At 71.3% G+C, this 20,982-nt stretch carries 25 protein-coding genes and 2 pseudogenes; 24 read left to right on the plus strand and 3 right to left on the minus strand.

Annotated elements, in window-relative coordinates; all coding sequences use genetic code 11:
* The 6 genes and pseudogenes from HMPREF1316_RS14315 to HMPREF1316_RS13095 all read left to right on the plus strand — a co-directional run.
* A partial coding sequence (locus tag HMPREF1316_RS14315) for a hypothetical protein (protein ID WP_040651157.1) occupies nucleotides 1-258 on the plus strand: 258 nt, incomplete at its 5' end.
* Nucleotides 259-589: 331 nt separating this feature from the next.
* Entirely contained in the window at nucleotides 590-787 is a 198-nt protein-coding gene (locus tag HMPREF1316_RS03250; RefSeq protein WP_021725518.1) for a hypothetical protein, read from the plus strand.
* Nucleotides 788-1,160: 373 nt separating this feature from the next.
* Nucleotides 1,161-1,856 carry an Abi family protein gene (locus HMPREF1316_RS03255; RefSeq protein ID WP_021725507.1) on the plus strand — a complete coding sequence of 232 codons (696 nt, stop codon included), beginning with the start codon at nucleotides 1,161-1,163 and terminating at the stop codon, nucleotides 1,854-1,856.
* Nucleotides 1,857-2,069 (plus strand): annotated as a pseudogene (locus HMPREF1316_RS14985) (tyrosine-type recombinase/integrase); the annotation flags it as partial. It lies immediately after the preceding gene.
* Nucleotides 2,070-2,259: 190 nt separating this feature from the next.
* Nucleotides 2,260-2,691 (plus strand): hypothetical protein, encoded by a 432-nt coding sequence (locus HMPREF1316_RS14625; RefSeq protein ID WP_021725509.1) that lies wholly within the window; start codon nucleotides 2,260-2,262, stop codon nucleotides 2,689-2,691.
* Nucleotides 2,588-3,124 carry a nucleotidyl transferase AbiEii/AbiGii toxin family protein gene (locus HMPREF1316_RS13095; protein WP_232204415.1) on the plus strand — a complete coding sequence of 179 codons (537 nt, stop codon included), beginning with the start codon at nucleotides 2,588-2,590 and terminating at the stop codon, nucleotides 3,122-3,124. The genes HMPREF1316_RS14625 and HMPREF1316_RS13095 overlap by 104 nt, the downstream gene beginning before the upstream one ends.
* A 49-nt stretch (nucleotides 3,125-3,173) precedes the next feature.
* Here HMPREF1316_RS13095 and HMPREF1316_RS03265 read toward each other — a convergent pair whose 3' ends face one another.
* Nucleotides 3,174-3,503 (minus strand): class B sortase, encoded by a 330-nt coding sequence (locus HMPREF1316_RS03265; protein ID WP_021725516.1) that lies wholly within the window; start codon nucleotides 3,501-3,503, stop codon nucleotides 3,174-3,176.
* 131 nt (nucleotides 3,504-3,634) lie between these two features.
* Between HMPREF1316_RS03265 and HMPREF1316_RS03270 the strand changes: the two genes are divergently transcribed.
* The 12 genes and pseudogenes from HMPREF1316_RS03270 (at nucleotide 3,635) to HMPREF1316_RS03325 (ending at nucleotide 12,105) form a co-directional block, all read left to right on the plus strand.
* Complete coding sequence (locus HMPREF1316_RS03270; RefSeq protein WP_021725502.1) at nucleotides 3,635-4,567, plus strand: ORF6N domain-containing protein; 933 nt, start codon at nucleotides 3,635-3,637, stop codon at nucleotides 4,565-4,567.
* A gap of 214 nt (nucleotides 4,568-4,781) precedes the next feature.
* A pseudogene (locus HMPREF1316_RS14990) lies at nucleotides 4,782-5,339 on the plus strand (CocE/NonD family hydrolase); the annotation flags it as partial.
* A 1,202-nt stretch (nucleotides 5,340-6,541) separates the two neighbouring features.
* Complete coding sequence (locus HMPREF1316_RS14630) at nucleotides 6,542-7,078, plus strand: hypothetical protein (RefSeq protein WP_040651161.1); 537 nt, start codon at nucleotides 6,542-6,544, stop codon at nucleotides 7,076-7,078.
* A 66-nt stretch (nucleotides 7,079-7,144) separates the two neighbouring features.
* A complete protein-coding gene (locus HMPREF1316_RS03285; RefSeq protein ID WP_021725499.1) occupies nucleotides 7,145-7,453 on the plus strand; it encodes a hypothetical protein in 309 nt (102 codons plus the stop codon).
* The gene (locus HMPREF1316_RS03290; RefSeq protein WP_021725519.1) at nucleotides 7,453-8,082 is read left to right on the plus strand and encodes a hypothetical protein; all 630 of its coding nucleotides are present in this window, start codon (nucleotides 7,453-7,455) and stop codon (nucleotides 8,080-8,082) included. Before HMPREF1316_RS03285 ends, HMPREF1316_RS03290 begins: the two co-directional genes overlap by 1 nt.
* A 40-nt stretch (nucleotides 8,083-8,122) precedes the next feature.
* Nucleotides 8,123-8,458 carry a hypothetical protein gene (locus tag HMPREF1316_RS13585; protein ID WP_198009562.1) on the plus strand — a complete coding sequence of 112 codons (336 nt, stop codon included), beginning with the start codon at nucleotides 8,123-8,125 and terminating at the stop codon, nucleotides 8,456-8,458.
* 15 nt (nucleotides 8,459-8,473) lie between these two features.
* Nucleotides 8,474-8,806, plus strand: a complete 333-nt coding sequence (locus HMPREF1316_RS14995) for a DDE-type integrase/transposase/recombinase (protein ID WP_084620823.1) — start codon at nucleotides 8,474-8,476, stop codon at nucleotides 8,804-8,806.
* Between the two features lie 235 nt (nucleotides 8,807-9,041).
* A complete protein-coding gene (locus HMPREF1316_RS15000) occupies nucleotides 9,042-9,332 on the plus strand; it encodes an RHS repeat-associated core domain-containing protein (RefSeq protein WP_040651168.1) in 291 nt (96 codons plus the stop codon).
* A gap of 232 nt (nucleotides 9,333-9,564) precedes the next feature.
* A complete protein-coding gene (locus HMPREF1316_RS03310) occupies nucleotides 9,565-9,873 on the plus strand; it encodes a hypothetical protein (protein WP_156900979.1) in 309 nt (102 codons plus the stop codon).
* 1 nt (nucleotide 9,874) lies between these two features.
* Entirely contained in the window at nucleotides 9,875-10,594 is a 720-nt protein-coding gene (locus HMPREF1316_RS03315) for a hypothetical protein (RefSeq protein WP_021725510.1), read from the plus strand.
* 149 nt (nucleotides 10,595-10,743) lie between these two features.
* Nucleotides 10,744-11,391 (plus strand): hypothetical protein, encoded by a 648-nt coding sequence (locus HMPREF1316_RS03320; RefSeq protein ID WP_198009563.1) that lies wholly within the window; start codon nucleotides 10,744-10,746, stop codon nucleotides 11,389-11,391.
* A gap of 12 nt (nucleotides 11,392-11,403) precedes the next feature.
* On the plus strand, nucleotides 11,404-12,105 hold the full coding sequence (locus HMPREF1316_RS03325; protein WP_021725520.1) for a hypothetical protein: 702 nt from the start codon (nucleotides 11,404-11,406) through the stop codon (nucleotides 12,103-12,105).
* Nucleotides 12,106-12,457: 352 nt separating this feature from the next.
* Here the strand turns inward: HMPREF1316_RS03325 and HMPREF1316_RS03335 are convergent, their stop codons facing one another.
* Both HMPREF1316_RS03335 and HMPREF1316_RS14330 read right to left on the minus strand, forming a co-directional pair.
* Nucleotides 12,458-13,270, minus strand: coding sequence for an ATP-binding protein (locus HMPREF1316_RS03335; RefSeq protein WP_021725503.1), 813 nt, complete (start codon nucleotides 13,268-13,270; stop codon nucleotides 12,458-12,460).
* Nucleotides 13,270-14,574, minus strand: coding sequence for a transposase (locus HMPREF1316_RS14330; RefSeq protein ID WP_021725515.1), 1,305 nt, complete (start codon nucleotides 14,572-14,574; stop codon nucleotides 13,270-13,272). The genes HMPREF1316_RS03335 and HMPREF1316_RS14330 overlap by 1 nt, the downstream gene beginning before the upstream one ends.
* Before the next feature lie 371 nt (nucleotides 14,575-14,945).
* Here HMPREF1316_RS14330 and HMPREF1316_RS03345 point away from each other — a divergent pair, with 371 nt between their 5' ends.
* The 6 genes from HMPREF1316_RS03345 to HMPREF1316_RS03370 all read left to right on the plus strand — a co-directional run.
* The gene (locus HMPREF1316_RS03345) at nucleotides 14,946-16,361 is read left to right on the plus strand and encodes an ATP-binding protein (RefSeq protein ID WP_021725517.1); all 1,416 of its coding nucleotides are present in this window, start codon (nucleotides 14,946-14,948) and stop codon (nucleotides 16,359-16,361) included.
* Nucleotides 16,362-16,769: 408 nt separating this feature from the next.
* A complete protein-coding gene (locus HMPREF1316_RS03350; RefSeq protein ID WP_021725513.1) occupies nucleotides 16,770-17,456 on the plus strand; it encodes a hypothetical protein in 687 nt (228 codons plus the stop codon).
* Between the two features lie 67 nt (nucleotides 17,457-17,523).
* Nucleotides 17,524-18,264, plus strand: coding sequence for a hypothetical protein (locus HMPREF1316_RS03355; protein WP_021725500.1), 741 nt, complete (start codon nucleotides 17,524-17,526; stop codon nucleotides 18,262-18,264).
* Nucleotides 18,265-18,341: 77 nt separating this feature from the next.
* The gene (locus HMPREF1316_RS03360) at nucleotides 18,342-19,448 is read left to right on the plus strand and encodes a hypothetical protein (RefSeq protein ID WP_021725508.1); all 1,107 of its coding nucleotides are present in this window, start codon (nucleotides 18,342-18,344) and stop codon (nucleotides 19,446-19,448) included.
* 16 nt (nucleotides 19,449-19,464) lie between these two features.
* Entirely contained in the window at nucleotides 19,465-20,238 is a 774-nt protein-coding gene (locus HMPREF1316_RS03365) for a hypothetical protein (protein ID WP_021725506.1), read from the plus strand.
* A gap of 81 nt (nucleotides 20,239-20,319) precedes the next feature.
* Nucleotides 20,320-20,982, plus strand: a 663-nt coding sequence (locus HMPREF1316_RS03370) for a hypothetical protein (RefSeq protein WP_021725504.1), incomplete at its 3' end; no start/stop codon positions are given.

Raw genomic sequence — 20,982 nt, forward strand, 5'->3', positions numbered from 1 at the left:
GCCGCGTGCGCCGCCGCCGTCGCGGCGGCCGGGTGGCGCGCGAGGCCGCGCGTCGGTCACCTCGCCCTGTCCCTGGCCCTCGCCGTCCCGGCCGGCAGCCTGTGCGAGGCGCTGCTCCGGGCGGTGCGGCAGGCCCTCCCCGGCGACCTCGCCGCCACGGCGGGCATGGCCGCCACCTTCGCGGCCCTGTGGCTGGTCGTGCGGCCCATGCGCCTGCTGCCCCTTGGGGGCGAGGGGGAGCGCCGGGGCTCGTCCTAGGCCAGCGCCCGGCGGCCGCCCGCGGGCGGGGCCCGTGCGGGCCCGTGTGGGAGCCGGTTTATCCGTGTGGGTGCCTTTCTCCCAGGACGGCCTCTCGCGACCTGCGGCTTCGTGGGCCGGCGCCGGGAGAAAGGCACCCACAGCCAGCGAAAGGCGCCCACACGGGTGGGGAAAGGCTCCCACACGGGGCGGCAGGCACCCACGACACCCGACGGGCGCCCCTGAAGTGCGCGCTCGACGCGCCCGCAGAATCCTTCCTGGGCAAACGCGGGCCGGACCGCACCGAACGCGCACTTCGGCACGCGCCCGCGAGGGCTGCTGCCACAACCTGATGCGCGCGAAGCACCTGCTCTCGAAGTTCCCGCTCGGGAAGGGGGTCGTCTATCCGGAGAGGAGCGCATGGACGAAGGCCCACAGGGAGTGGCTCGGGAGGCTCGAGTTCGCGGACCACTCCGGGAGGCTCGTCTTCGAGGGGTGCCTCGAGGGCGTGAGGTCGCTCGAGCTCAGGGGCGGTGGGCGGGACAAATAAAGTTCATGCGCTTACGAGCGGGATGACGGTTGCGTGTGAGGTATGCTTCCAACCCTGTTTGCCTGCGATTGCCGCGTTGACGGCGAAATGACGGAGCTGGCAAGGCGTTGATTGCCTCGGGCGCTGACCCCCCGTGTATACTTCAAGGAGATGGGCCCGGGATGACCGCTGATTCAAGTCACCGGGCCTAAATTCGTATCTACAGGAGGTCCGCCTGGCAGACGAGGCTGCACAGAGCATTTCGGCTGAAACCGAACAGGCGGCACCCGCACCCGATGAAAGCATCGCATCGGCTGACTGCACTACCGTTCCTCCCTCCGAGCTCGATGCCAGCGCTGATGGCGACAGCGCCGAGGCGCAAGGCTCCGACACATTGGGTTGGCCCGAGCGTTGGCTGTCCGCCAAACGTCTCGCGCCATACCTCGCTGCCTGTGGGGACGACATCGAGACGGCGCTTGACTTGCACGAGTGGAACCTGCGGTTGGGCCAGGTGCTCTTGGGCGACGTTGCGCATTTCGAGGTCGCGCTGCGCAATGCCTACGCTCGTGTGCTCCGAAATGACGTGGGCGACGGGTGGCTTTTCGACGCCACGTCCCCGGTGCGAAGGCCCATCGTGCGCAACAGCAAGGCCAAGAAACCGAGGGACGTAAACCTCGTCAATCGCCGTGCGATTGACGACGCCATCGGAAGGGCACACGACGGGACGAGCCCCGACCAAGTGATCGCGGGCCTCACATTAGGTTTCTGGGTTCATCTGACGGACAGGAGCCGCGAGCGCGACCTGTGGATTCCCCACCTGTACAAGGCCTGGCCCGCCGGTGTCGACCGCAGCGCGCTCAACAACGCCCTCCTGGCCATCAACAAGGTCCGCAACCGCGTGGCGCACAGCGAGAGGCTCTTCGACCCGAAGCGACCGGAGCTCTCGCCCCTTTCGGCGGATGCGGATGCCGTGCGGCTGCTGCGGCAGCTGTACCCCGAGGCTGCCGAACGGCTCTACGGCAGCGGTGGGGAGACGCCCATCGAGCTTTTCGTCAGCGAGTACCCGGCTCCTGCCGCCGTGTCGCTGTGATTGTCCCGCCACGCTTTCGCGCGACAATCCAGCCGACCAGCGCCCATATCCCCATTCCACCAATCCGGCGCCGACATCCTGGCCGACGGTGGCTGCACCTTCCACGACCTCAGGCACAGCTTCGCCACCATGATGATTGCGGGCGGCTGCGACGTGAGGACCGTGGCGAGCTACCTGGGGCACGCGAGCGTGTCCATGACCCTGAACATCTACGCCGACGTGGACCCCGATGCGAAGCGCGCAGCTGTGGACAAGGTGGCGGACTCGTTCGACGTGGGCCTCGACTCGCTCTATGACCTCCCGAAATACGTTGCAGCGCCGAGCGCAGGTGCGGGCGCACTCACATTCTCGGTGGACCAGCTCAAGGCGATGCTCGCGGCAGCAGAGGAGAGGGGGGCTGTGCATGGTACCGGGGTTGCCGCCCGCTGTCCGCGTCGCAAGCATCTGGCTGGCAGCGGTCGCAACGGCAACCTACCTCTGGAGCCTACCCGAAGATGTCGACCTCATACTCGACTGGCGGCTCATAGGCTACAGTATCGACGAGCCCTGGGAGGAGCGCAGCAACACCAAGCAGGACAGGTTCAAGCTCGACACCATCGAGCGCACGAACCGCGACCTCGCCGAAACGTTCGCGCCGTCGCTCAGGGCGTCCATCTCCGAAGAGCTCGGCATCGACGCCGACGTCCGCCCTGCAGAAGAGGAGGAGACGGGTGGTATTCGCGTACCCGCGGATGTTCGCCTCCTCGGCGACGCTCGACGCGATAAGGCTCGAGATCGGGCCGCTCGCGTTATGGACCCCGTCGACGATGGCGGAGGTGATGCCGTACGTCGCTGAACGGCATCCCGAGGTGTTCGACGCGCCGTCTACCTCGGTGAGGACCGCGATACCCGAGCGCACGCTCTGGGAGAAGGCGACCATCCTCCACCAGGAAGCCAACCGCCCCGAGGCGAAGGCGATGCCGCGGCGCTACTCGCGCCACTACTACGACATGTACCGGCTCGGCCGTTCCGACATCGCGGACAGGGCTATCGCCCGCCCGGAGCTGCTCGCCAAGGTCGTCGCGTTCAAGGAGAAGTTCTACCCGACGCCCTGGTCCAGGCTTGCCGATGCGAGACCCGGCACGATCAAGCTGGTGCCTTCGGGCTACCGGGTACCGGAACTTCAACGCGACTACAGCTCCATGCGGTCCATGATCTTCGGCGAAGTCCCGCCATTCGAAGACGTGCTCGCCTTCATGGGGCAATTGGAGGACAAGATCAACGGCTGACGGGCTTGCGCCCTCATGGTGAAATGGCCCACGCCCCAAAGGGCTGTGGCTAACTACCGATAGCGTACACGACCGTGCGCGAGTTCCAGGTCTCGTAGGAGCAAGTGGAGAAAGCGTAAAGGTGCTCGACTTCTACTGGCTCCTCGTGAACCACCTCGCTCTCGCCGAAGCATCCCTTGGCGTACTCGGTGAAGGCCGCATCATCCTCGAATTCGGTCCGCAGCTGCTCGTAGCTCGCGTCGACCACGTTGGCGGCGACGGCTTCGAGCTCGTGCCGTTGGTTGTCGGAGCGCGTGTAGAGGTGAATCGTGCGATGGCCCTCCGCGTAATCGGCATCGCTGAAGCTGGCGAAGTCGGCGAACACGCTGCCGTCGTCCATGTGGTGTCCGTAGACGACCGTGAATGGTCCGTCCAGGGCGCAGTCGCGGGTTATGGGCTTAGACTCATAACGGTGGACGTGAGCGCGCTTGGTAAAATTGCATCAACGGTTCGAGGAGAAAGACTACGGCCATGCCCGACAAGGAACCCACCAGGAATGAATCGGCGATTGCCCTCTCAAGCGATGCGCAGATCAGGGACATGATCTACACCGTGCGGGGCCAGCAGGTCATGCTCGACAGTGACCTAGCCGAGCTGTATGGCGTTGAGACGAAGGTGCTCAACCAGGCCGTGAGCAGAAACTCTAAACGCTTTCCCGACCGATTCTGCTTCCGAGTCACGCGAGAAGAAGCTGAAAGTCTAAGGTCACAAATTGTGACCTTACGCCCTGAACTGGGCAAACAGGACACATGGTGGCGCTACATGCCGCGCGTCTTCACCGAGCAGGGCGTGTCGATGCTCTCCGCCGTGCTGCGCAGCGACACGGCCATCGATGTGAGCGTGCGCATCATGGATGCCTTCGTCGAGATGCGCCACTTCATTGCAGACAACGCCCACATGTTCGAGCAAATCAGGAGCATCGACCATAGGCTGGACGGTCTCGAGCGCTCGACCGACGAGCGCTTCGAGCGCGTCTTCGACTACATGGAGACCCACGAGGCATCGAGCCAGAAGGTCTTCTTCGAGGGTCAGGTCTACGACGCGTTCGAGCTGCTGGTCTCGCTCGTGCAGAGGGCAAAGCGCGAGATCGTCCTGATCGACGGCTACGTGGACACGGGGACGCTCAACATCCTCGCCAAGAAGGGGCCTAGCGTCACTGTCACCGTGTGGACGCATCCCAAGGCCAGCCTCACCAAACGCGACGTCGAGACCTTCAACGCACAATACCCGACGCTTGAAGTGCGCCATACAGCCTCATTCCACGACCGCTTCCTCATCCTGGATGGCACCGAGGGCTACCTGGTGGGAGCGTCCCTGAAGGATGCCGGTAAGAAGAGCTTTGCCCTTGCCAGACTCGAGGATTCCTCCGTCATCAGCTCGATTGTCGCCGCGCTTGGCGAGTAGGTGAATAGAACGTTCAGCAGCTTTGAGGTCACAAATTGTGACCTCAAAGTGCTTGGACACCGAAGTTGAGCCTGCGCTCGCTAAAGGCCGCACGGGGGGGCGAGGCCCGCCATGCAGGAATGGCGCCACGGGACCGCCCGCCATCCTCGAGACCCTGTGACAGACTTACTGCATCCTTTTCTGCGTTATCCTTGGCAATCAACCTCTTTCGAACATGGATGCCAAGAACACTGATAACACAGCTGGCGCCAGCGGGGCCATCTGCCCAGGCGGGAAGGGATGGCAGCCTGGAGAGGCGCAGTACGGGTACGAGCTTGCCCACGATCTTTTCATCGACGTCGTCGATGACGGCATCCGCTTGGAGGCGGGGGTGACCTGGCCCACGGACACGGTGACGGGCAAGCGCAGTTCTGGGACGTTCCCCGTATTGGTGGAGTTCACGCCCTACCAGCGGCAGGGCTACGAGGGCCTGCGGCACACGTATCTCGTGGAGCACGGCTACATCGTGGCGCAGGTGCATCCGCGCGGGTCGGGCAAGTCGACTGGCGTGCTGGAGCAGTTCACGAGCCGCGACGGGCTCGATGGTGAGAAGGTCGTCGAGTGGGCGGCAAAGCTCGACGGCAGCAACGGCAAGGTGGGCTTCTTCGGCTCGTCCTACCCCGGCGCATTGGCGCTGGCCACGGCCGCGAGGGTGGGCAAGGGCTCTGCGCTGAAAGCCGTGCTCGCCGCTAGCATCGGCACTGGCGCTCAGTACCGGCAGGCGTGGACGAACAACGGCCTGCCCATAATTCTCACGCCCGGCTCCATGCATACCTTCGAGATGGCGCTCAAGCCCATCCAGTACGGCCTCAGGCCCGGACACCGCCTGCGCCTCGTGCTCTCCGCGCAGGGCCTCGGCCCCACAACCGAGGGGCGCATGCCCGCCGAGGGCGGCATGGGCTTCCTCATCGCCGACCCCGCCGAGCTGACAGCGCCGCAAGAGGCGACCGTGCACGGCGGCGTGTATACCATCGGCTCGGCGGCCCTCGGCATCCCCAGCTGCCCCTCGAGGGCGCTGCCCACGGCGAAGTCCGCCCACACGGGTGGGGAAAGGCACCCACACGCAGCGATGAGTGCCCCGAAGTGCGCGCTCGACGCGTTCCGAAGAGTCTTTCCTGGGCAAACGCGGGCCGGATCGCATCGAACGCGCACTTTGGCGCGGCCGTCGTCGTGGCCCCCGTCGCGGGGCCTGCGTCTAGAATGTGCATGGGGCGGCAGGTCGCGTGCGAGGGGCCGTGGCGGCCGCAGAGACGAGGGATGGGGGGCTTCCGATGGGTCATGTCCTGACGAGGAGGGGGCTCCTGGGGGCGGCGCTGGCCGGCGCGGCGGCGCTCCCGGCATGCTCCGGCGCTGGGGAGGCGCCCGGCGGCTACGGCGTCGGCGAGGTCGCGCCCGCCGCCGACCGGGGCAGCTGGCCCGGGCTCACGGGCATCGCCGACGCGTCCGGGGAGTGGGTCGTGACCCCGCGCTGGGCGGGGGACCCCTCCTCGGGCGGTCCCGTCGTCTCCGCCGCGGGCGACACCGCCGCCGTGCGCGCCGTGGACGGGCGCGGCCGGCCGACGGACTACGGCTACGTCGGCTGCGACGGCTCCTGGGCGGTGGCCCCCTCCCTCAACGAGGCCCGCGGGTTCTCGGCGTGCGGCCTGGCCGCGGCGCAGGCGGAGGAGGACGACAGCGGCTGCGGGAACGACTGGGGCTACCTCGCCCCGGACGGCTCCTGGGCGCTCGGCCCCGGATTCTCCATGAGCACCGGGGACTTCGGCGCGGACGGCACCGCCCTCGCCGAGTCGAGCGAGGACCCCCGGACGGAGTCCGTGCGCTGGATCGGCGCGGACGGCTCCGACGCGGACCCGTCCCTGCCGTGGGCGGTGGAGCGGTGGCCGTCCGCGGCGTCGGACGGCCTCTGGGGCCTCAGGGACCAGGGGGGGGTCCTGGGTGCTCGAGCCCTCCCTCGCCCTCCTGCGCCCCCTCCTCGCCGAGCGCTCCTTCCTCGCCAAGGACCCCTCCTCGGGCCTCTGGGGCGTCCTCGCCCCGGACGGCTCCTGGCTGGTCGCCCCGTCCTTCCAGGATGCGTGGTGCCAGGGGAGCTCCCTCCTCGCCCGGGACCCGTCCTCGGGCCTCTGGGGCGTGGCCTCCCTCGGCGACGGCTCCTGGGAGGTGGCCCCCGCATGGGGGAAGGTCAGCTCCGGGTACTACAACGCCCGTCCCCACCTGGGCGACGGGTTCTGCGCCCAGGACCCCTCCTCGGGCCTGTGGGGCGTGGCCTCCCCGGACGGCTCCTGGGAGGTGGGGCCGTCCTTCCGCGCGGTCTGCGACTACGCGGGAGGCAGGGTGGTCGCGGGCGCCACGAAGGACGGGCCGTGGGGCATCGCCTCCCCCGACGGCACCTGGCTCACGGAGCCCGCCTACTCCTTCGCCCTCTGGATGCCCGCCGCCGACGTCTTCCTGGCGACGGTGCCGGAGGAGGGGTAGGGGGGCCGGGGCGGCCGTGGCTGGGGCGTGCAGGGGAGATGACCCACGGATGGGAGGGTGTGACGGATGACGGACAAGATGGTGACGGTGGGCACGAACGACGGCCTGGACGCGGGCGCATCGTCAGACGTCTCCGGCGCCGCACGTGCGGTGCTCGGAACCAGGGGCGCGCTCTCGGACGCGATCTCAGGGGTGCGGGGGAGCTGCGAGGGGGTGGCCGCGCGGGCCTGCCTGGGCTTCGCCGACTCGGCGTATGCCGAGCTGGGCAGGCCGGGCGGCAGCGCCTCGTCGCTGTCGGGTGCCGTGGCGGGCGCGAACGCCACGCTGCACGAGGCGGACGACGCCTCCGCGTCGGGCTGGAGGGGAGTGGACTAGTGGCCTACTACTACGAGGGGCTCGCCTCATGCGAGAGCGACATGAGGATCCTCAGCACCATGCTGGATGACTGTGCCCATGCGGAGGGCATGGCGGATGACCTGGGCGGCGATCTGACGAGCCTGGCGTCGGCGACGAACGGCGCGATCCTCCTGGGCGGCCCCGGCAGCCTGACCTCGGCGGCGAGCACGCTCGGCGGAGGACTGTGCGATGCCGTCCGCGCGATCCGCCAGGCCTGCGAGTCCGCGCTCTCGGCCGTGAGCTCTGAGCTGTATCGTTTCCTCGGACACGGATCGCCGCTCCCCCCGTGCGGGATGCGAGGTCCGAGAGAGACGAGGAGGCAGCATGGCGAACGCGGGCACCTGCACCGACGAATGCAGGTCGGAGCGCGCCGACCACGTCATGTCGTCCGGCGAGACGGCGACGGGAGCGGCGAGGGGCTGGGGCTCCACCACGAGACGCCGCAGCGCCGGGTGAAGGCGCGGCGCGGCCGGCCCGACGGCAAAGCTCCCGGCAAGCAGGAGCCCGACGGGGTCCGCGAGCTGCGCGGGCGCGTGCGCGAGCCCGGGCGGGGGAACGGGTCCCTGAGAAAGGCGAGCGCCCTCTTCGCCGCCAGCCAGGCAAGGTGACAAGCGCCGCCCGATGGGGGCGGGGAGGGCGAATCATCCCGTGGCGACGACGGCCCGCGTGCCGGAGGCGTCTCGCTCGGGCTCCTGCAGCTGGCCCGCGGAGGGCGGGCCGGACGGCCCGTGGGCCGATCTGAGGGAGGCCGCCGGGCGCGTCTGGCTGGAGTCGGGCCGCACCCTCGGCGCCGGATCCGTGCTGGCGCTTCTGCCCGGGGGGCTCGCCGGCGCCACGCCCTGCCGCGTGCGCAAGTGCGTGAGGGGGCCGGGCATACGCGGCATGGCCCCCAGCTCGGAGAAGAGGGCCGCCATTCCCGACGAGGGCGCCCCGGCCGGGCCGGGCCTGGCCAAGCGCGACCTCACGGGCCCGGTCCCCGCCTGAAAGCTCGTCGGCGGCATCACCTACCCCAGGGCGCGGGAGGGGCGGCTTCGTCTCGCCGCCGCGGCCGGCCTGTGCACGCGCATGGCCGCCGGCTGGGCGATCTCGGGGCGCATGGCCGCGGGCATCGTCGTCGGGGCGCTCGAGCGTGCCCGGCGGCGCGGCCGCGCCGCCGGCAGCGCCATACTCCATTCCGACCGCGGCTCGCAGCACGCCTCCGGGCTGTTGGCCCGCCGGGCCGACGAGCACGAGGCCAGGCTCTCCGTCGGGCGCACCGGCGGCTGCCGCGACGGCGCGGCGGCGGAGCCCCCTCTCCGGCACGCTCAAGGACGGGATGCACGGCCTGCGTAGATGGGCCGCCCGAGACGGGGCGCGCGACGCGGCCATCGGCTGCATCGAGCGCCTCCACGACCGAAGCCGCCCGCACTCGACGATCGGCTACGGGGTTCCCGCCGAAGCGGTGGGGGCGCTCTTCGAGCGGACGAGGCAAACATCCGGAAGCGCCGTCTCGGAGCCGGCGTGCATGGGGAGGATGGCCACCTGGCGAGGGAGCGGCGTTTTGTGTCCGAAATCTTGACACAGCTCAATGTGCGACCCGCTGGGCCAGGCGCTGCGCGTCTGCCGCGGGGGCGCGTTCGGCGCCGCGCTGGGATCGACGCCCTTCGGCGCGCCGCTGGCGTCCGACCCGCTCGTGCCCTTCGGCGCGTTCGGCTACGTGGCCGACCCGGCCACGGGCCTGCTCGCCTCGCCGACGAGGCTCTACGACCCCACCCTCGGGCGCTTCCTCTCCCCGGACCCCGTGGGGGGGCGCGCCCGACAGGCCCCACACCCTCAACCGCTACGCCTACGCCGCGTCCAACCCCACGCGCTACTTTGACCCGACGGGCGGGTTCCCCCTGGCGGTCGCCGGAGCGCTTGCGGGCGGCATCTTCGGGGCCGGCATCGAGGCGGGCAAGGAGCTGCTGGTTGACCACACGCCGCCTGATCAGCTGAACTGGGGAAAGATTGCCGCTAAGGGCGTTGAGGGCGCCGTCACCGGAGGGATCGCCGGCCTCACCTGCGGGGCGTCCCTCGGTGCGAGTATTGCCGCAAACGCTGGGGTGGGGGTCTTGACCGACCTTGCTGACCAGACCTTGGTCGAGGACACCGCGCGGTACAACCCTCCAGAGGCGGTGGTCGGGCACGCGCTGGTCTATGGCGCGTGGAACGGCCTCTCCGGGGCGACGCAGTACACGACGATTGGCGCGCTGGCCAACCATGTCATCGCGAAGGAGGGGGTCGGGCTTGGCCTGGCGAAGCAGCTCGGGCTGTTCTCCCTGTACCAGCTGAACTCGCAGCCGCTGATCGGCGGTATGATGATGCTCTGGGAAAGGGTCACGGGCTACAGGGCGAGCGCCTGCGCCGGGGAGGAGGTCTGACGTGGATCTCGGCATGCTCCTGCGCCTCGTGCCGACGCTCGCCGCGGCGGCCGTGGTGTCGCTCCTCGCGCGCCGCGCCGCGCGCGAGCGCGAGGCGGCGGAGGGCCGCCCCGCGGCCCCCGGCGGCGAGCTCTCCTACGGCCTGCCGCCGGTGCTCTGGAAGTTCATGCTGATCGGCCTGGGGTTCCTCGCCTTCCCGCTGGTGGTCGAGCTGGGGAGCCTCGCCGCTGGGAAGCCGCCCTTCAGGCAGTGGGAGGCCGAGCTCGTCCTCGTCGCCGCGGCCGCCCTCTCCGTCCTCGCGAGCGCGCACTACCGCACGTGGCGCCTCACGGCCGACGCGGGGGGCCTGCGCCTCAGGCGCCTCGTGCTGCCCAGCCTCGACGTCCCCTGGGAAAAGCTCGACGCGCTCGTCACCTCCAACGACGGCCAGACGCTCTACGTGATGGCGGGCGGCAGGAGGCTCGCCGGCTTCTCGATGGTGTGCGTCTCCCACGGCGACGCCCTGTCGGCGCTCTACGGGGCGGCGCGCTCCCACGGCGCGCTCGTGTCGGCGGAGCGCGACCTGCCGGAGGGGGTGCCGGGGCCGCACGGGGCGCGGCGCGGGGACCTCCGCGACCGGATCGGCGGGCTCCCCGCGTGGAAGGCGGCGCTCCTCGTCCTGGCGGCCTGCGCCGCGTTCTCCCTCGCGACGTACCTGCTCGTCGTGCTGCTCATGCGGTAGGGCGTGGTGAGCGACGCCGAGCGGTACAATGGCCTGGCGCCTATCCTCGACGCCATCGTGCGCGGGGCGTGCGCGCCGGAAGGGGGCGAGTGGCCATGGCACAGGTGGTAGCCGCCACGGTGGCCTTGGCGGTGATCTTGCTGCTGGCGGTGTCGTCCTCCCGCGAGCGGGGGGGCGCGTGGTCGCCCGACCCGGACCGCCTGTCGTACCGCCTGCCCCGCGCGTGGTGGGCCGTGATGTACGCCTGCTCCGCCCTCTTCCTGTTCGCCCTCGTGATGGCGGTGCGCGGCGCCGCGGCCGAACACGTGGGCTGGGACTGGGGCGTGGCCGGCTGGCTCGCCTTCTTCGTCCCCTCGGCCCTGCTCGGGGCCCATTGGCGGGCCTGGCGCATGGAGGTCGACCCGGGGGGGATCCGCGTGCGGCGGCTGCTGCTGCCCGACCGGGACCTGCCGTGGGGCTCCCTCGACGCCGTCGCGGTCGACGCCAACCCGCGGAGCAGGGAGTTCGACAACCTCACGTTCGCCTCGCACGGCAGGGGGCTCCTCCGCATACAGAGGCTCTACCTGGGCGGCCGGGACGCGGCGGAGGGGCAGCTCCTCGACGCCCTGGAGCGCCACGGGGTCCTGGTGGCCCCGCCGCGCGAGCTGCCGCCCGAGCTCAGGCCCTGGGGGCGCTTCGGCTGGTGGTGGGACGGGCTCGCCGGCTGGCAGCGGGATCTCTTCGTCCTCGCCGTGTGCGGCGGGGTCGTGTTCGCCGTCTTCTTCCCGATCTGGGTCCTGACGACCTTTGGCTCGTAGGGGGCGGGTGACGTGGGCGTGGTGGGCATGCTGCTGGCGGTCTCGGCCGTGGGCCCCGTCTGGCGCCTCGCGTCCCGCCGCGACCGGGGCGCCGCCGCCGTCGCGCCGGGCGCCCTGGAGTGGCAGATGCCGCGGGCGTGGCCGGCCTTCGTGGCCGCCTGCGGTGTGGCGTTCCTCGTGCCCGCGGCCTGGGTCCTTAGCCGCGCTCGTCCCGAGGAGGCCTGGGTGCTCTGGGGGTTCCTCGCCCTCGCCGCGTTCGCCTTCCTCGTGGCCGCCCACGTCGCCTCCTGGCGCGTCCTCGTGGACGGCGGGGGCGTCCACGCGAGGAGGTGGCTCTTCGGCGCGCGCGACGTCGCCTGGGGCGACGTGGACGCCCTGAGCGTCGTCATGGCGCAGCGGATGATGGCGGGCAGCGTGGACTCGGTCGCCGTCATGTCCGGCGGCAGGAAGGCCATGAGGATAAGCGGGCTCGTCCTCGGCGGCCCGGCCTCCCAGGGGCGCTTCCTCGACGCCGCGCGCCGCCGCGGCATACCCGTGGCGCCGCCCTCCGAGCTGCCCGCGGGCCTCACGCCCTGGGGGCCGCTGCACAGGCGCTACGCCGCGCTGCCCGGGTGGAAGCAGAACGTGGTCGCCGCCGCCATCACCGCCGCCTCGCTCGGCGCGTTCTTCCTCCTCTTGTACGTCGTGGGCACCGCCGTCGGGCAGATAAGGTAGGGGAGGGGGGCTGGGGATGGCGCGCCCGGGCGGCGCGGCCCCCTCTCGAGGCCGGCGATTCTCCTACGACGGGGCGGGCTGCCTCGCCTCCGTCGAGGGGCCGGGCGGCGCGTCGCTGCTCTCGCTGGACGACGCGGGCCGGCCGCTCTCGACGGCGTGGGCCGGCGGTCGCCGCCGCCACCTGCGCGACCCCCTCGGCCGCCCGCGCGGCGTGGGGGTGTTAGCGTCGGTTTTAATTGACCGCTCGAGAGTCGGGCTAAAGTAGCCGAATCCAGCCGAATCAAGGTAGCCACAATACGCCAGGATTCAATAGGTTTCGGTTTCTATCTCGATTCGGCCCTCACAGCCGCCGTCACTTTTTGGCGGGCGCCTTGCTCACCGAGGGGACCGCCTCGACGGAGAGGGTCTCCAAGCCCTGCCCGCGGTAGCTGGAGCCATTGATCACGGAGACGGTCGCCTCGTCGAACGGGCGGTCCAGCGTGCACAGTAGCGTGGGGCCGCCCGTGAGGCACTCGTCCCACTTGTCGGCTGTGAGGTTGCTGGTCATCAGCACCAGGTTGGGACCGTCCTTCTCGCTGCGGGCGTCCACGACGTGGAGGAGGAGGTCCGTGCACCCCTTGTCGAACCTGCACCTGCCGGCCTCGTCTGTGATCAGGCACGCCGGCCTTATGGGCTGGTTCATGAGGTTCGACCCGGCCCCCAGCCTCACGGCCTTGGCCATCTTGTCGCTGGGCTCGCGGGCCCTCACGTGGTGGGCCTGCATGCCGCGCATGCAGCACTCCCTGCCGTACGCCTTGGCCAGGTGGCTCTCGCCCACCCCTTCCGGTCCCATCGGCGCCAGGTTGCGCCTGGCGCAGAGGCTGGACGGCGTCGGCAGCCGGGCCATGGCGTCGCAGCCCTTGCCCCGCAGCCTGCCGAAGTCGAAGTTCTCGAGGGTCTTGGGCGCCTTCTGGGGGACGTGGCTCATGCCCAGGCACATCTGCACCGCCCTCTCCCTCCTCCTCTCCGCCAGGTACGCAAGGGTGGCGGCTACGGAGCCGAGCTCGGCGGCCCCCATGTCCCTGGACTCCGCCGGGGCGGCCATCTCGGCCGCGGGCACGTTGGCGCCGATGCGCTTGGCGTCGGCGGCGACGCGCTCGAGGGCGTTGGGGTTGGCGTCGTCCATCACGGCATCCTCCCGAAGTCGAGGCGGTCCAGTCCGGTGGCGCGCTCGGGTGCCTCCAGCTGCATGACCCTCGTCCTGACAGGCGCCGTCGGCAGCCCCTCTGGCCCCGCGCGCCCCAGCCACTGGCCCGGACATGCGCCGTCGCGCCTTCCCCAGGCCGCGGCGTGGACGGCGAGCCCGGCGGACATGTCGGCCGAGCAGGCGTGGAGCGGCCCGCCCTCCCGGATGGCGCGGCACGACCTGCCCTCGTGCCAGTACGGCACGCCGAAGCGCCGGCCCTCGTAGCAGACGGAGCCGTCGAAGCCGGCCTTGCGCTCGGGGCGCAGGCGCATGGCGAGCTCGTCGGTCCTCTCCAGCGCCGACATGGCCGGCAGGCACGCTGCGGCGTGCCCCCCGGCGGGCACGAGGTCGGTCGACCTGCGCCAGACCAGCGACCTTAGCGCGCACCACTCCAGCGCCTGCTCGTTCAGGCCGGTGATGTCGGCGAAGGCGCGCCCTGCGGGGAGGTTGCCCCTCACGTACCTCACGGGCCGTTCGGCTTTCCCTCTTGCAAACGGGAGGCAGGGCTTGCACGGCCTGGTCCTGATGAGGCCGGCGCACTCCATAAGGGCGGCGTGGTCGCGCTGCCACACGGGCCTGCCCCCGTGGTCGCGGCAGAGGACGACGCCCTTCATGTCGTCGGCCAGGACCCTCTCGGGCACCCCCATGACCAGGAGGGCGCGGGCCATGCCCATGGACAGGTTCTCCTGGCGCGCGTCGGGGAAGAACCCCATGCAGCAGGTGCCGCAGCGGTGGCACGCCATGGCGAAGCGCGCCATGCGCCAGGCGTCGCCGGCGGGGTCCTCGGCATCGGTGAGCCCCCAGTCCGTCTGGAGAGCCTCCCCGGGCGCGGTCTCGTGGCGCTGGCCGCGGCTCCTGCCCTCTGGGGCCAGGCGCCTGGGCGCGGGCACGAGGTGCACGTTCTCCGAGATGTGCCTCTCCGCCATGGCGACGCCGCCGGTGTAGCCCCTGGCGCGGATTCCCTCCAGGCACACCGACGAGCTGGCGACGCCCTCGCGCAGCAGCTCGTCCAGCGCGTCCTCGCAGCCCGTGACGACGGTCCTGGCGGCCTTCTGCCCGCACCTTGCGTGGACGGCGCCGGACGTCTTCCTCCGCAGCGTCCTGGCCTTGCTGTGGGTCAGGCCCGACTTGCGGCAGAACTCCGCGAGGTTGACGTCCCCGGGGTCGAAGCGGTCGAAGTCCATCTCGGCGAGCTCGTTGTCTATAATCTGCCGAAGGCCATCGCGTTTGCCTGTCTCATTCATGTTCCTCCTGACGCTGGCGTATTGGCACTGACCAGTTCAGGCGTGGACGGGCAATCGCGGTGGCTATTTAGATGCGGCTTGCAGCGGCTGCTTTGGTTCGGCTCTGGGTGGCTAGTCTAGCCCGACGCCAACACCTGCTCCGGGTGCCGACGAGCGAGTTGCAGCTGAGGATGAATGGGCGGGGCGTGCTTCCGGCGAGGGTGGGAGGCCTGATGGGTAGCCTTGTCCGGAGCTGAGGGCCCGTCGGGGGTGACAGCCCCACCGTCGATGCCGCCGCGGTCTCGGTCTCGCACAGGGAGCAGACGCACGAGTCTGATATCTATGGGTCTGCTACGATAGGCACGACGGGCAGCGAGGGACGAGGGGGCGTCGTGTTTGTCGGGCGAGAGGAAGAGCTCAAGGCCCTCGAGGACGTGTACGGCCGCGCCGGGTTCCAGATGGTTGTCGTGTACGGACGCAGGCGCGTCGGCAAGACGACCCTCCTCGACCGGTTCGCACGCGGCAAGCGCGCCCTGTACTTCACGGCACAGGAGGAGAGTGGCATCGCCAACCTCAGGCGGTTCTCGAAGCTTGCCTATGAGAGCTTCGGTGTGCCCGCCACGGCCGGTGCGTTCTCGAGCTGGTCCGACGCCCTCGAGTACGTGGCGTCCGAAGCGGCCAAGCTGGAGGGGCCATCCCTGCTCGTCCTCGACGAGTTTCCGTACGCGGCGCAGGCGGACCCCTCCCTGCCCTCTGAGCTGCAGATTGCCATAGACCATTCCTTCAAGGGCACGAACGTGACCATGGTGCTCTGCGGTAGCAACGAGGGGTTCATGGAGAGCGAGGTGCTGGGGAGCAAGAGCCCCCTGTACGGCCGTAGGGCGGCCCAGATCAGGCTGCGCCCCCTTGACTGCATGGACGTCAGGGACATGCTGCCGGGAGTGTCGGCCACGGACGTCGTCCGCTACTACGCGACGTTCGGAGGGACGCCCTACTACGTCGAGCAGGTGGACGTGGCCCAGAGCTACGACGAGAACGTGGCGAGGCTCCTCTTCAGCACCTCCGGCCTCCTCTACGCCGAGCCCTCGATGCTGCTCCGCCAGGAGCTGCGGGAGCCGGCCCTGTACAACTCGGTGCTCTCGGCGGTCGCCCGCGGCATGACGACGCCGAAGGGCATTGCCGAACGCGCGGGGGTGGAGCGCGTGTCGGTGGGCAGGTACCTGCGGGTGCTCGTCGACCTCGGAATCCTCGAGCGACGCGTGCCCTTCGGCACCAACCCGGACACGACGAGGCGGGCATCCTACGCCATGGCGGATCCCTTCTTCTCCTTCTGGTACCGCTTCGTTGGCCCCAGCACCGACGCCGTGGAGCTGGGCGCGGGTGCGGCCGTCGCGCGGGAGGTGGCGTCAAGCCAGTCCCTGCCGACCTACGAGGGGACGCAGTTCGAGCGCGTGTGCATGGAGTGGCTCGCCCGGCGCAACGCCGCCGGCTCCCTGCCGTTCCTGGCGACGTCGTTCGGGAGATGGTGGGGGACCGACCCCCAGGCGAGAGAGCAGGCTGACATCGACGTGATAGCGGCCAACAGGTCTCGGCGTGCCCTCATATGCGGCGAATGCAAATGGAGGAACTCCTTCGACGAGAGCGGTGCGATACGGACCCTGGAGCACAGGGCCACCCTCGTCGACGGGCCATGGGACGAGTGCCACTACTACCTCTTCACCAAGCGCGAGGTGAGCGAGGGGACGAGGGGGAAGGCGCGGGCGAGGGACGACCTTCACGTCGTGACCGCGGAGGGGATGCTCGGCTGACGGGGACGCTCCGCCGGCGGGACCCACACCCGCCATGGTACCACGGCCGCTCCGTACCTCGCCGGCCTTCCCAATGGGGACCCGGACGGGGATGGTCACCCCCATGCGACCGATGCCCACGATTGGCACTGTGGCCGGTGGCGGGGGGCGTGTCGCATGGGGGTTGCCCCAGGGCATCATGACCCCCGTGACCTCGGGTGCCACGGTACGGAGGACCGGAAGCTCGTTGCGTCCTTCTTCCCGGCCCCGTGGTCGCGTCGCATTCGCAGTGCTATCCTTCCTGCCGTACACGTTCGTCGGCGGGCGGGCGGCACCGCCAGCCTCGCTGAGACGGGGCCGTCGGTGGGTAGGCGCGGCCGCCGGCCCGTCCACGACGGCCGCGCCTAGCGCAGGGAGCGTGAGGGAGCCATGCAGTTCGTATCGACAGGGGTGGTGGTCGCCGTCCTGGCCCTCGTGGCGGTGCTGGCCCGTCGCGAGAGGCGGGACGGGTTCCCGGAGGACCCGGAGAGGCCCTCCTACAGGATGCCCCGGGCCTATCCGGCCGTGTTCCGCGTCTGTGCGGCGGGCTTCCTCCTCGGCGCTGCCTTCTGTGCCTACACCCTGTACAGGGGCAACCCTACGGCGGCGGGGGCCCTGCCCGTCATCCTCGGCGCCGCCGCGCTCTGCCTGCTCCTCGCCGCCTACTACTCTCGCTGGCGCCTGGAGGTCGACGGCGACGGCGTCCACCTGAGGCGCATGCTGCTCCCCGACCGGGACGTGCCGTGGGGCTCCCTCGACGCCGTGGGCGTCGCCCCGAGCCACACCCTCGACGACTACGACGTCATCACCCTCGTGTCGGGCGGCAGGAGGGCGCTCTCCGTCCAGAGGGGCAGCCTCGGCGGAGGGGCCTCCCCGGAGCTGCTGCTCGACGCGGCGCGCCGCCGGGGCGTGCCCGTCGCCTCGCCCCTGGAGCTGCCGCCGGGCCTCTCCCCCTGGGGCCCGGCCCGACGCTGGTACGAGGGCCTTCCCGGGTGGCGGCGGGGGCTGGTCGCGCTGGTGTCCATCGTCGTGTTCTCCGCTGTGTTCCTTCTGCTCGTCGTGCTGCTCATGAGGTAGGACGCGCCGCCGGTGGCGCTAGACTGGTGACGGGGCAATGGTGCCGGCGCGAGGGGAGGGGCGTGGCATGGGGGAGTTCATGAGGAGGCACCGGCGGGACGCGCTGGTCGCCCTGGTCGCCCTCGCCGTGGCGCTCGGGGCCGGGGCCGCGCTCGACCGGGCCGGCACGGCCGGCGACGGCGGACAGGCCCAGGTGCAGGCCCAGCCCGCCAATGAGGGCACCACCGGCGGCGACCCCGGTCGGGACGCCGCGCCCGGCGCGGGGGGCGAGGAGGCCGCCATCGTCCCGGAGTCGGAGCGCGTCGCGCCGGAGGGCACCGAGCGGGTGGTGTACCCGCGGCTCATCTCGGGGCCCGACGCCCGCGCGGCGGCGCGCTACGCCCGCGGCCTCCTCGACGCCTCCCCGAGGCCCTGCGAGGCGGCCTACGCCAACGGGGACGGCACGGTGGACGTCTGGCAGACGCGGGAGCAGGCCGAGGACGTCTCGCGCAGGGCGGGGGACGCGCTCGACTCGCTCCGCGCCGACCTCGCCTCGAAGGGGGTCTCGCTGGAGGTGTCGGGCGACCACCGCTCGGTCACCCTCACGGCGGGCGACGGCGCCACGGCGCAGGACCTCGCGCTTGGGATCGGGCCGGCCGTGAACGCGGCGTCGACCCTGCAGGTGGAGGAGACCGGCGGCGAGGGCTTCGCGCTCTCCGTGGACGTGGTGGACGGGGCCACGGGCAGGGTGATGGGGCACGCGGACCAGGACACGTACCTGGGCTGGAACGCGGACCTCTCGTGGCTCGGGGGAGGCGGGGCGTCGTGAGCCGGTTGGTTCGGCTCGGCGGCGCGGAGGTCACGGTCCCGATCGGGGCTGGCAGGCCCCTCCCGGAGGTGTTCTGAGTGACGAAGGTAAGCATGCTTGTGTCATGCCGCCGGTGGGGCCGGGTGCCTGGGGCGCTCTTCCTCGCCTACGTGGTCATCCTCATTGCCGTCAGCGCCGTCTGCCCTGGGCTGGACGCGGCCGTCAACCACTCGCCGCTCGGCTACGTGCTGATATGGGTGCCCTTCGCGCTCTGCGTGGCCGCACTCCTGGTCATGGCGTCCCGCTATGTCTCCCTCGTCGGTTCCGCTGAGAGGCTGCTCGATGCCTCCTGCGACCCGGCGGCGCTGGCGGCGAGGGGCGACGAGCTCGGCCTGGCCGATCCGGTGCCGCAACGGGACTGCACCCGGATAGAGGCAGTCCTCGTGCAGAGGTGGGCCGTGGCCCTGGTGGAGGTCGATAGGGTCGCCGACGCTGCGGCTGCCCGCAGGAGGCTGGAGGAGTCGCTCGCGAGAAGGCGCCGCACGGGCAGGTCCCTCTATGGCGCGTCGCTGTGCATGCTTCTCGCCGACGTCTCCGCCAGGCTCGGTGACGGGGAGGCCGCCGCGGCGTACGCGGAACTGTTCCGCGACGCGCTCGCCCGCTCCGAACCGGGTCGCACCTGGCGCGCTCTCGGGACGGTGGGAACCGTGTCCATCGACACGGCCTTCGCGCTCTTCGCGCTGGGGCACGCCTCCGGAGGGCCGGGCTTCTCCGAGAGGGACGTCAGGGACCTCGAGGTCCGTGGCACCATGGGACGCAGACTCGCCTCCGAGGCGAGGCTCGCCCTCGCCCGGGAGGCCTCCCTCGCGGGCGACCGGGATGCAGAGCTGCTCCTGCTCGCCGGTGCGTCGATGGCTGCGCTGTCCGTCCGCGCCGGCGCGCTGGTTGCCGGGGCTCTCCGGCGGCTCTCCTCGGGGGAGGCCCCATCCGGCGCTGGACTATATGCCTTGCTCGTGCAGGCCCCTGCGGTCGATCCGCATCCCGCCGCCCTCGACGCCGATGCCGCTGTGCTTGCGGGCCGCCCCCGTGGCCTGCGGCGCGCGCTCGCGGCTGTCGGGAAGGCGTTTCTCGTCGTCATCCTGGCGCTGCTGGTCGGCGCGATCGTCCTCAACGTCCTCGTGGCTCTCGAGGTCATAAGATGGTAGCCCCATGGGGGGACGTATGCAGATGAGTGGCAGAGAGAGGCAGGGGGCCGCGACGGTCACGCGGCGTCGGCTGCGCAAGGCCCTCGTCGCCGTGGCCGTGGTCGCCGCCGCCGTCCCCGCCCTGGTGGTGGGCGGCTGCGTGTACTCCTGCGCCTTCGTCCCGTCCTCCCCGGCCGACCTGCCCCAGTCCGTGGGGGAGAGGTCCGAGGCCGTGGCCGGGGCGGCCGCGGCCGCGCCGGACGGCGCGGGGTGGCGCGACACGATAGGCGAGGCGGCCTCCGCCGACGCGGGGGGTGGCAAGGCCGTCGAGGTGGTCGAGGACTTCCCCGACGCGGGCGAGGCGCTCGTGGTCCAGCCCTCGGGGTCGCCCGGCTGCCCGGCCGTCCGCATGGTCACGTACGCCCGCGAGGGCGGGCGCTACGCCGCCACCGGCCTCTGGGGCGCGAGCGTGGCGAGGCCCGGCGAGAGGTCGACCCCATTTGACCCCCTGTACGGCTACACCACGGCCGAGGTCGTCGCCGACGCCCTTGCGGCCTGCCTCACGTCGGGCCGCCCCGTCGCGTTCGGCGTGTCCGTCGACCCGGCCGTGGGCGACCTGACCATCGGGGGGACGGCCCCCACGTGGGTGCGGGAGGTGCCCTGCGACGGGGGGACCTGCTACGTCTGGTGCTACGATGGCATGGACGTGCGGGCCCTGTTCTCCGCCGCCGGCGTGGACCCCTCGGGCTTCACCCTCCGCCAGGTCATAGACGGCCTGGGCGTCCGGGTGGGCGACGAGGCGCCGTACTAGGGGCGGCCCCGGGGCGCGTGCGGTGGCGGATGGGGTGCGCGACGGGCCGCCGCCGGGCGCGCGTGACAGTTGGGAGGACCGATGGCAAGGATGAGCGAGCTCAGTTGGCGCGTGGCCGTCGGGGTCGCCTGCGTCGTCGCGGCAGTCGCCGCCGACGCGGCGATCGTGGCCTGGGACCCCTCCGCCGGCGCGGGGCCGAGCCTGGCGGTCCTGGCCGCCACCGCGCTCGCGCTGCTGGCCCCCACCCTGGCCCAGCTGCGCGTCGTCGCCTCCGCGGAGCGCCTCCTGGACGAGCGGTGCGACCCCGCCTCCCTGGTGCGGCGGGGGGACGCCATGGGGCTGTCCGCCCCCATCCCGCGCAACGGGCTGTACCGCACGGAGGCCGTCCTGCTGCACCGCTACGGGATCGCGCTGGCCGACGTGGGCAGGCCGGCTGACGCCGCCGTGGTCCGCAGGCGCATCGAGGACGGCCTTGGCATGCGCCGGCGCCCCGCCCGCAGCATGGACTGCGCGGTGATGGCCATGCTCCTCGCGGACCTCTGCGCGCGGCTGGGCGACGCCGGGGCGGCCCAGGGGTACGCCGCGCAGTTCCTCGAGGGCCTCGAGCGCGTGCCCCGGTCCGCCCGAGGCGGCATCGACGGGGGCCTGGGGGCCGTGGGGGGCGTGACCGTGCGCTCGTCCGCGGCCCTGTTCCTCCCGGCCCACGTCGCCCCCGCCCGCCTCGCCGAGGGGACGTCGCGGCCC

Source organism: Olsenella profusa F0195, from assembly GCF_000468755.1.
GTDB lineage: Bacteria > Actinomycetota > Coriobacteriia > Coriobacteriales > Atopobiaceae > Olsenella_F > Olsenella_F profusa.

Bases quoted from the DNA above. Each gene is read 5' to 3' on its own strand.
- HMPREF1316_RS03265 (WP_021725516.1), bottom strand. From the start codon at position 3,503: ATGGACGACGGCAGCGTGTTCGCCGACTTCGCCAGCTTCAGCGATGCC.
- HMPREF1316_RS03355 (WP_021725500.1), top strand. From the start codon at position 17,524: ATGGGGGAGTTCATGAGGAGGCACCGGCGGGACGCGCTGGTCGCCCTG.
- HMPREF1316_RS14625 (WP_021725509.1), top strand. From the start codon at position 2,260: ATGGTACCGGGGTTGCCGCCCGCTGTCCGCGTCGCAAGCATCTGGCTG.
- HMPREF1316_RS15000 (WP_040651168.1), top strand. From the start codon at position 9,042: ATGTGCGACCCGCTGGGCCAGGCGCTGCGCGTCTGCCGCGGGGGCGCG.
- HMPREF1316_RS03270 (WP_021725502.1), top strand. From the start codon at position 3,635: ATGCCCGACAAGGAACCCACCAGGAATGAATCGGCGATTGCCCTCTCA.
- HMPREF1316_RS03365 (WP_021725506.1), top strand. From the start codon at position 19,465: ATGCAGATGAGTGGCAGAGAGAGGCAGGGGGCCGCGACGGTCACGCGG.
- HMPREF1316_RS03285 (WP_021725499.1), top strand. From the start codon at position 7,145: ATGACGGACAAGATGGTGACGGTGGGCACGAACGACGGCCTGGACGCG.
- HMPREF1316_RS03335 (WP_021725503.1), bottom strand. From the start codon at position 13,270: ATGGACGACGCCAACCCCAACGCCCTCGAGCGCGTCGCCGCCGACGCC.
- HMPREF1316_RS03350 (WP_021725513.1), top strand. From the start codon at position 16,770: ATGCAGTTCGTATCGACAGGGGTGGTGGTCGCCGTCCTGGCCCTCGTG.
- HMPREF1316_RS03250 (WP_021725518.1), top strand. From the start codon at position 590: ATGCGCGCGAAGCACCTGCTCTCGAAGTTCCCGCTCGGGAAGGGGGTC.
- HMPREF1316_RS13095 (WP_232204415.1), top strand. From the start codon at position 2,588: ATGTTCGCCTCCTCGGCGACGCTCGACGCGATAAGGCTCGAGATCGGG.
- HMPREF1316_RS14330 (WP_021725515.1), bottom strand. From the start codon at position 14,574: ATGAATGAGACAGGCAAACGCGATGGCCTTCGGCAGATTATAGACAAC.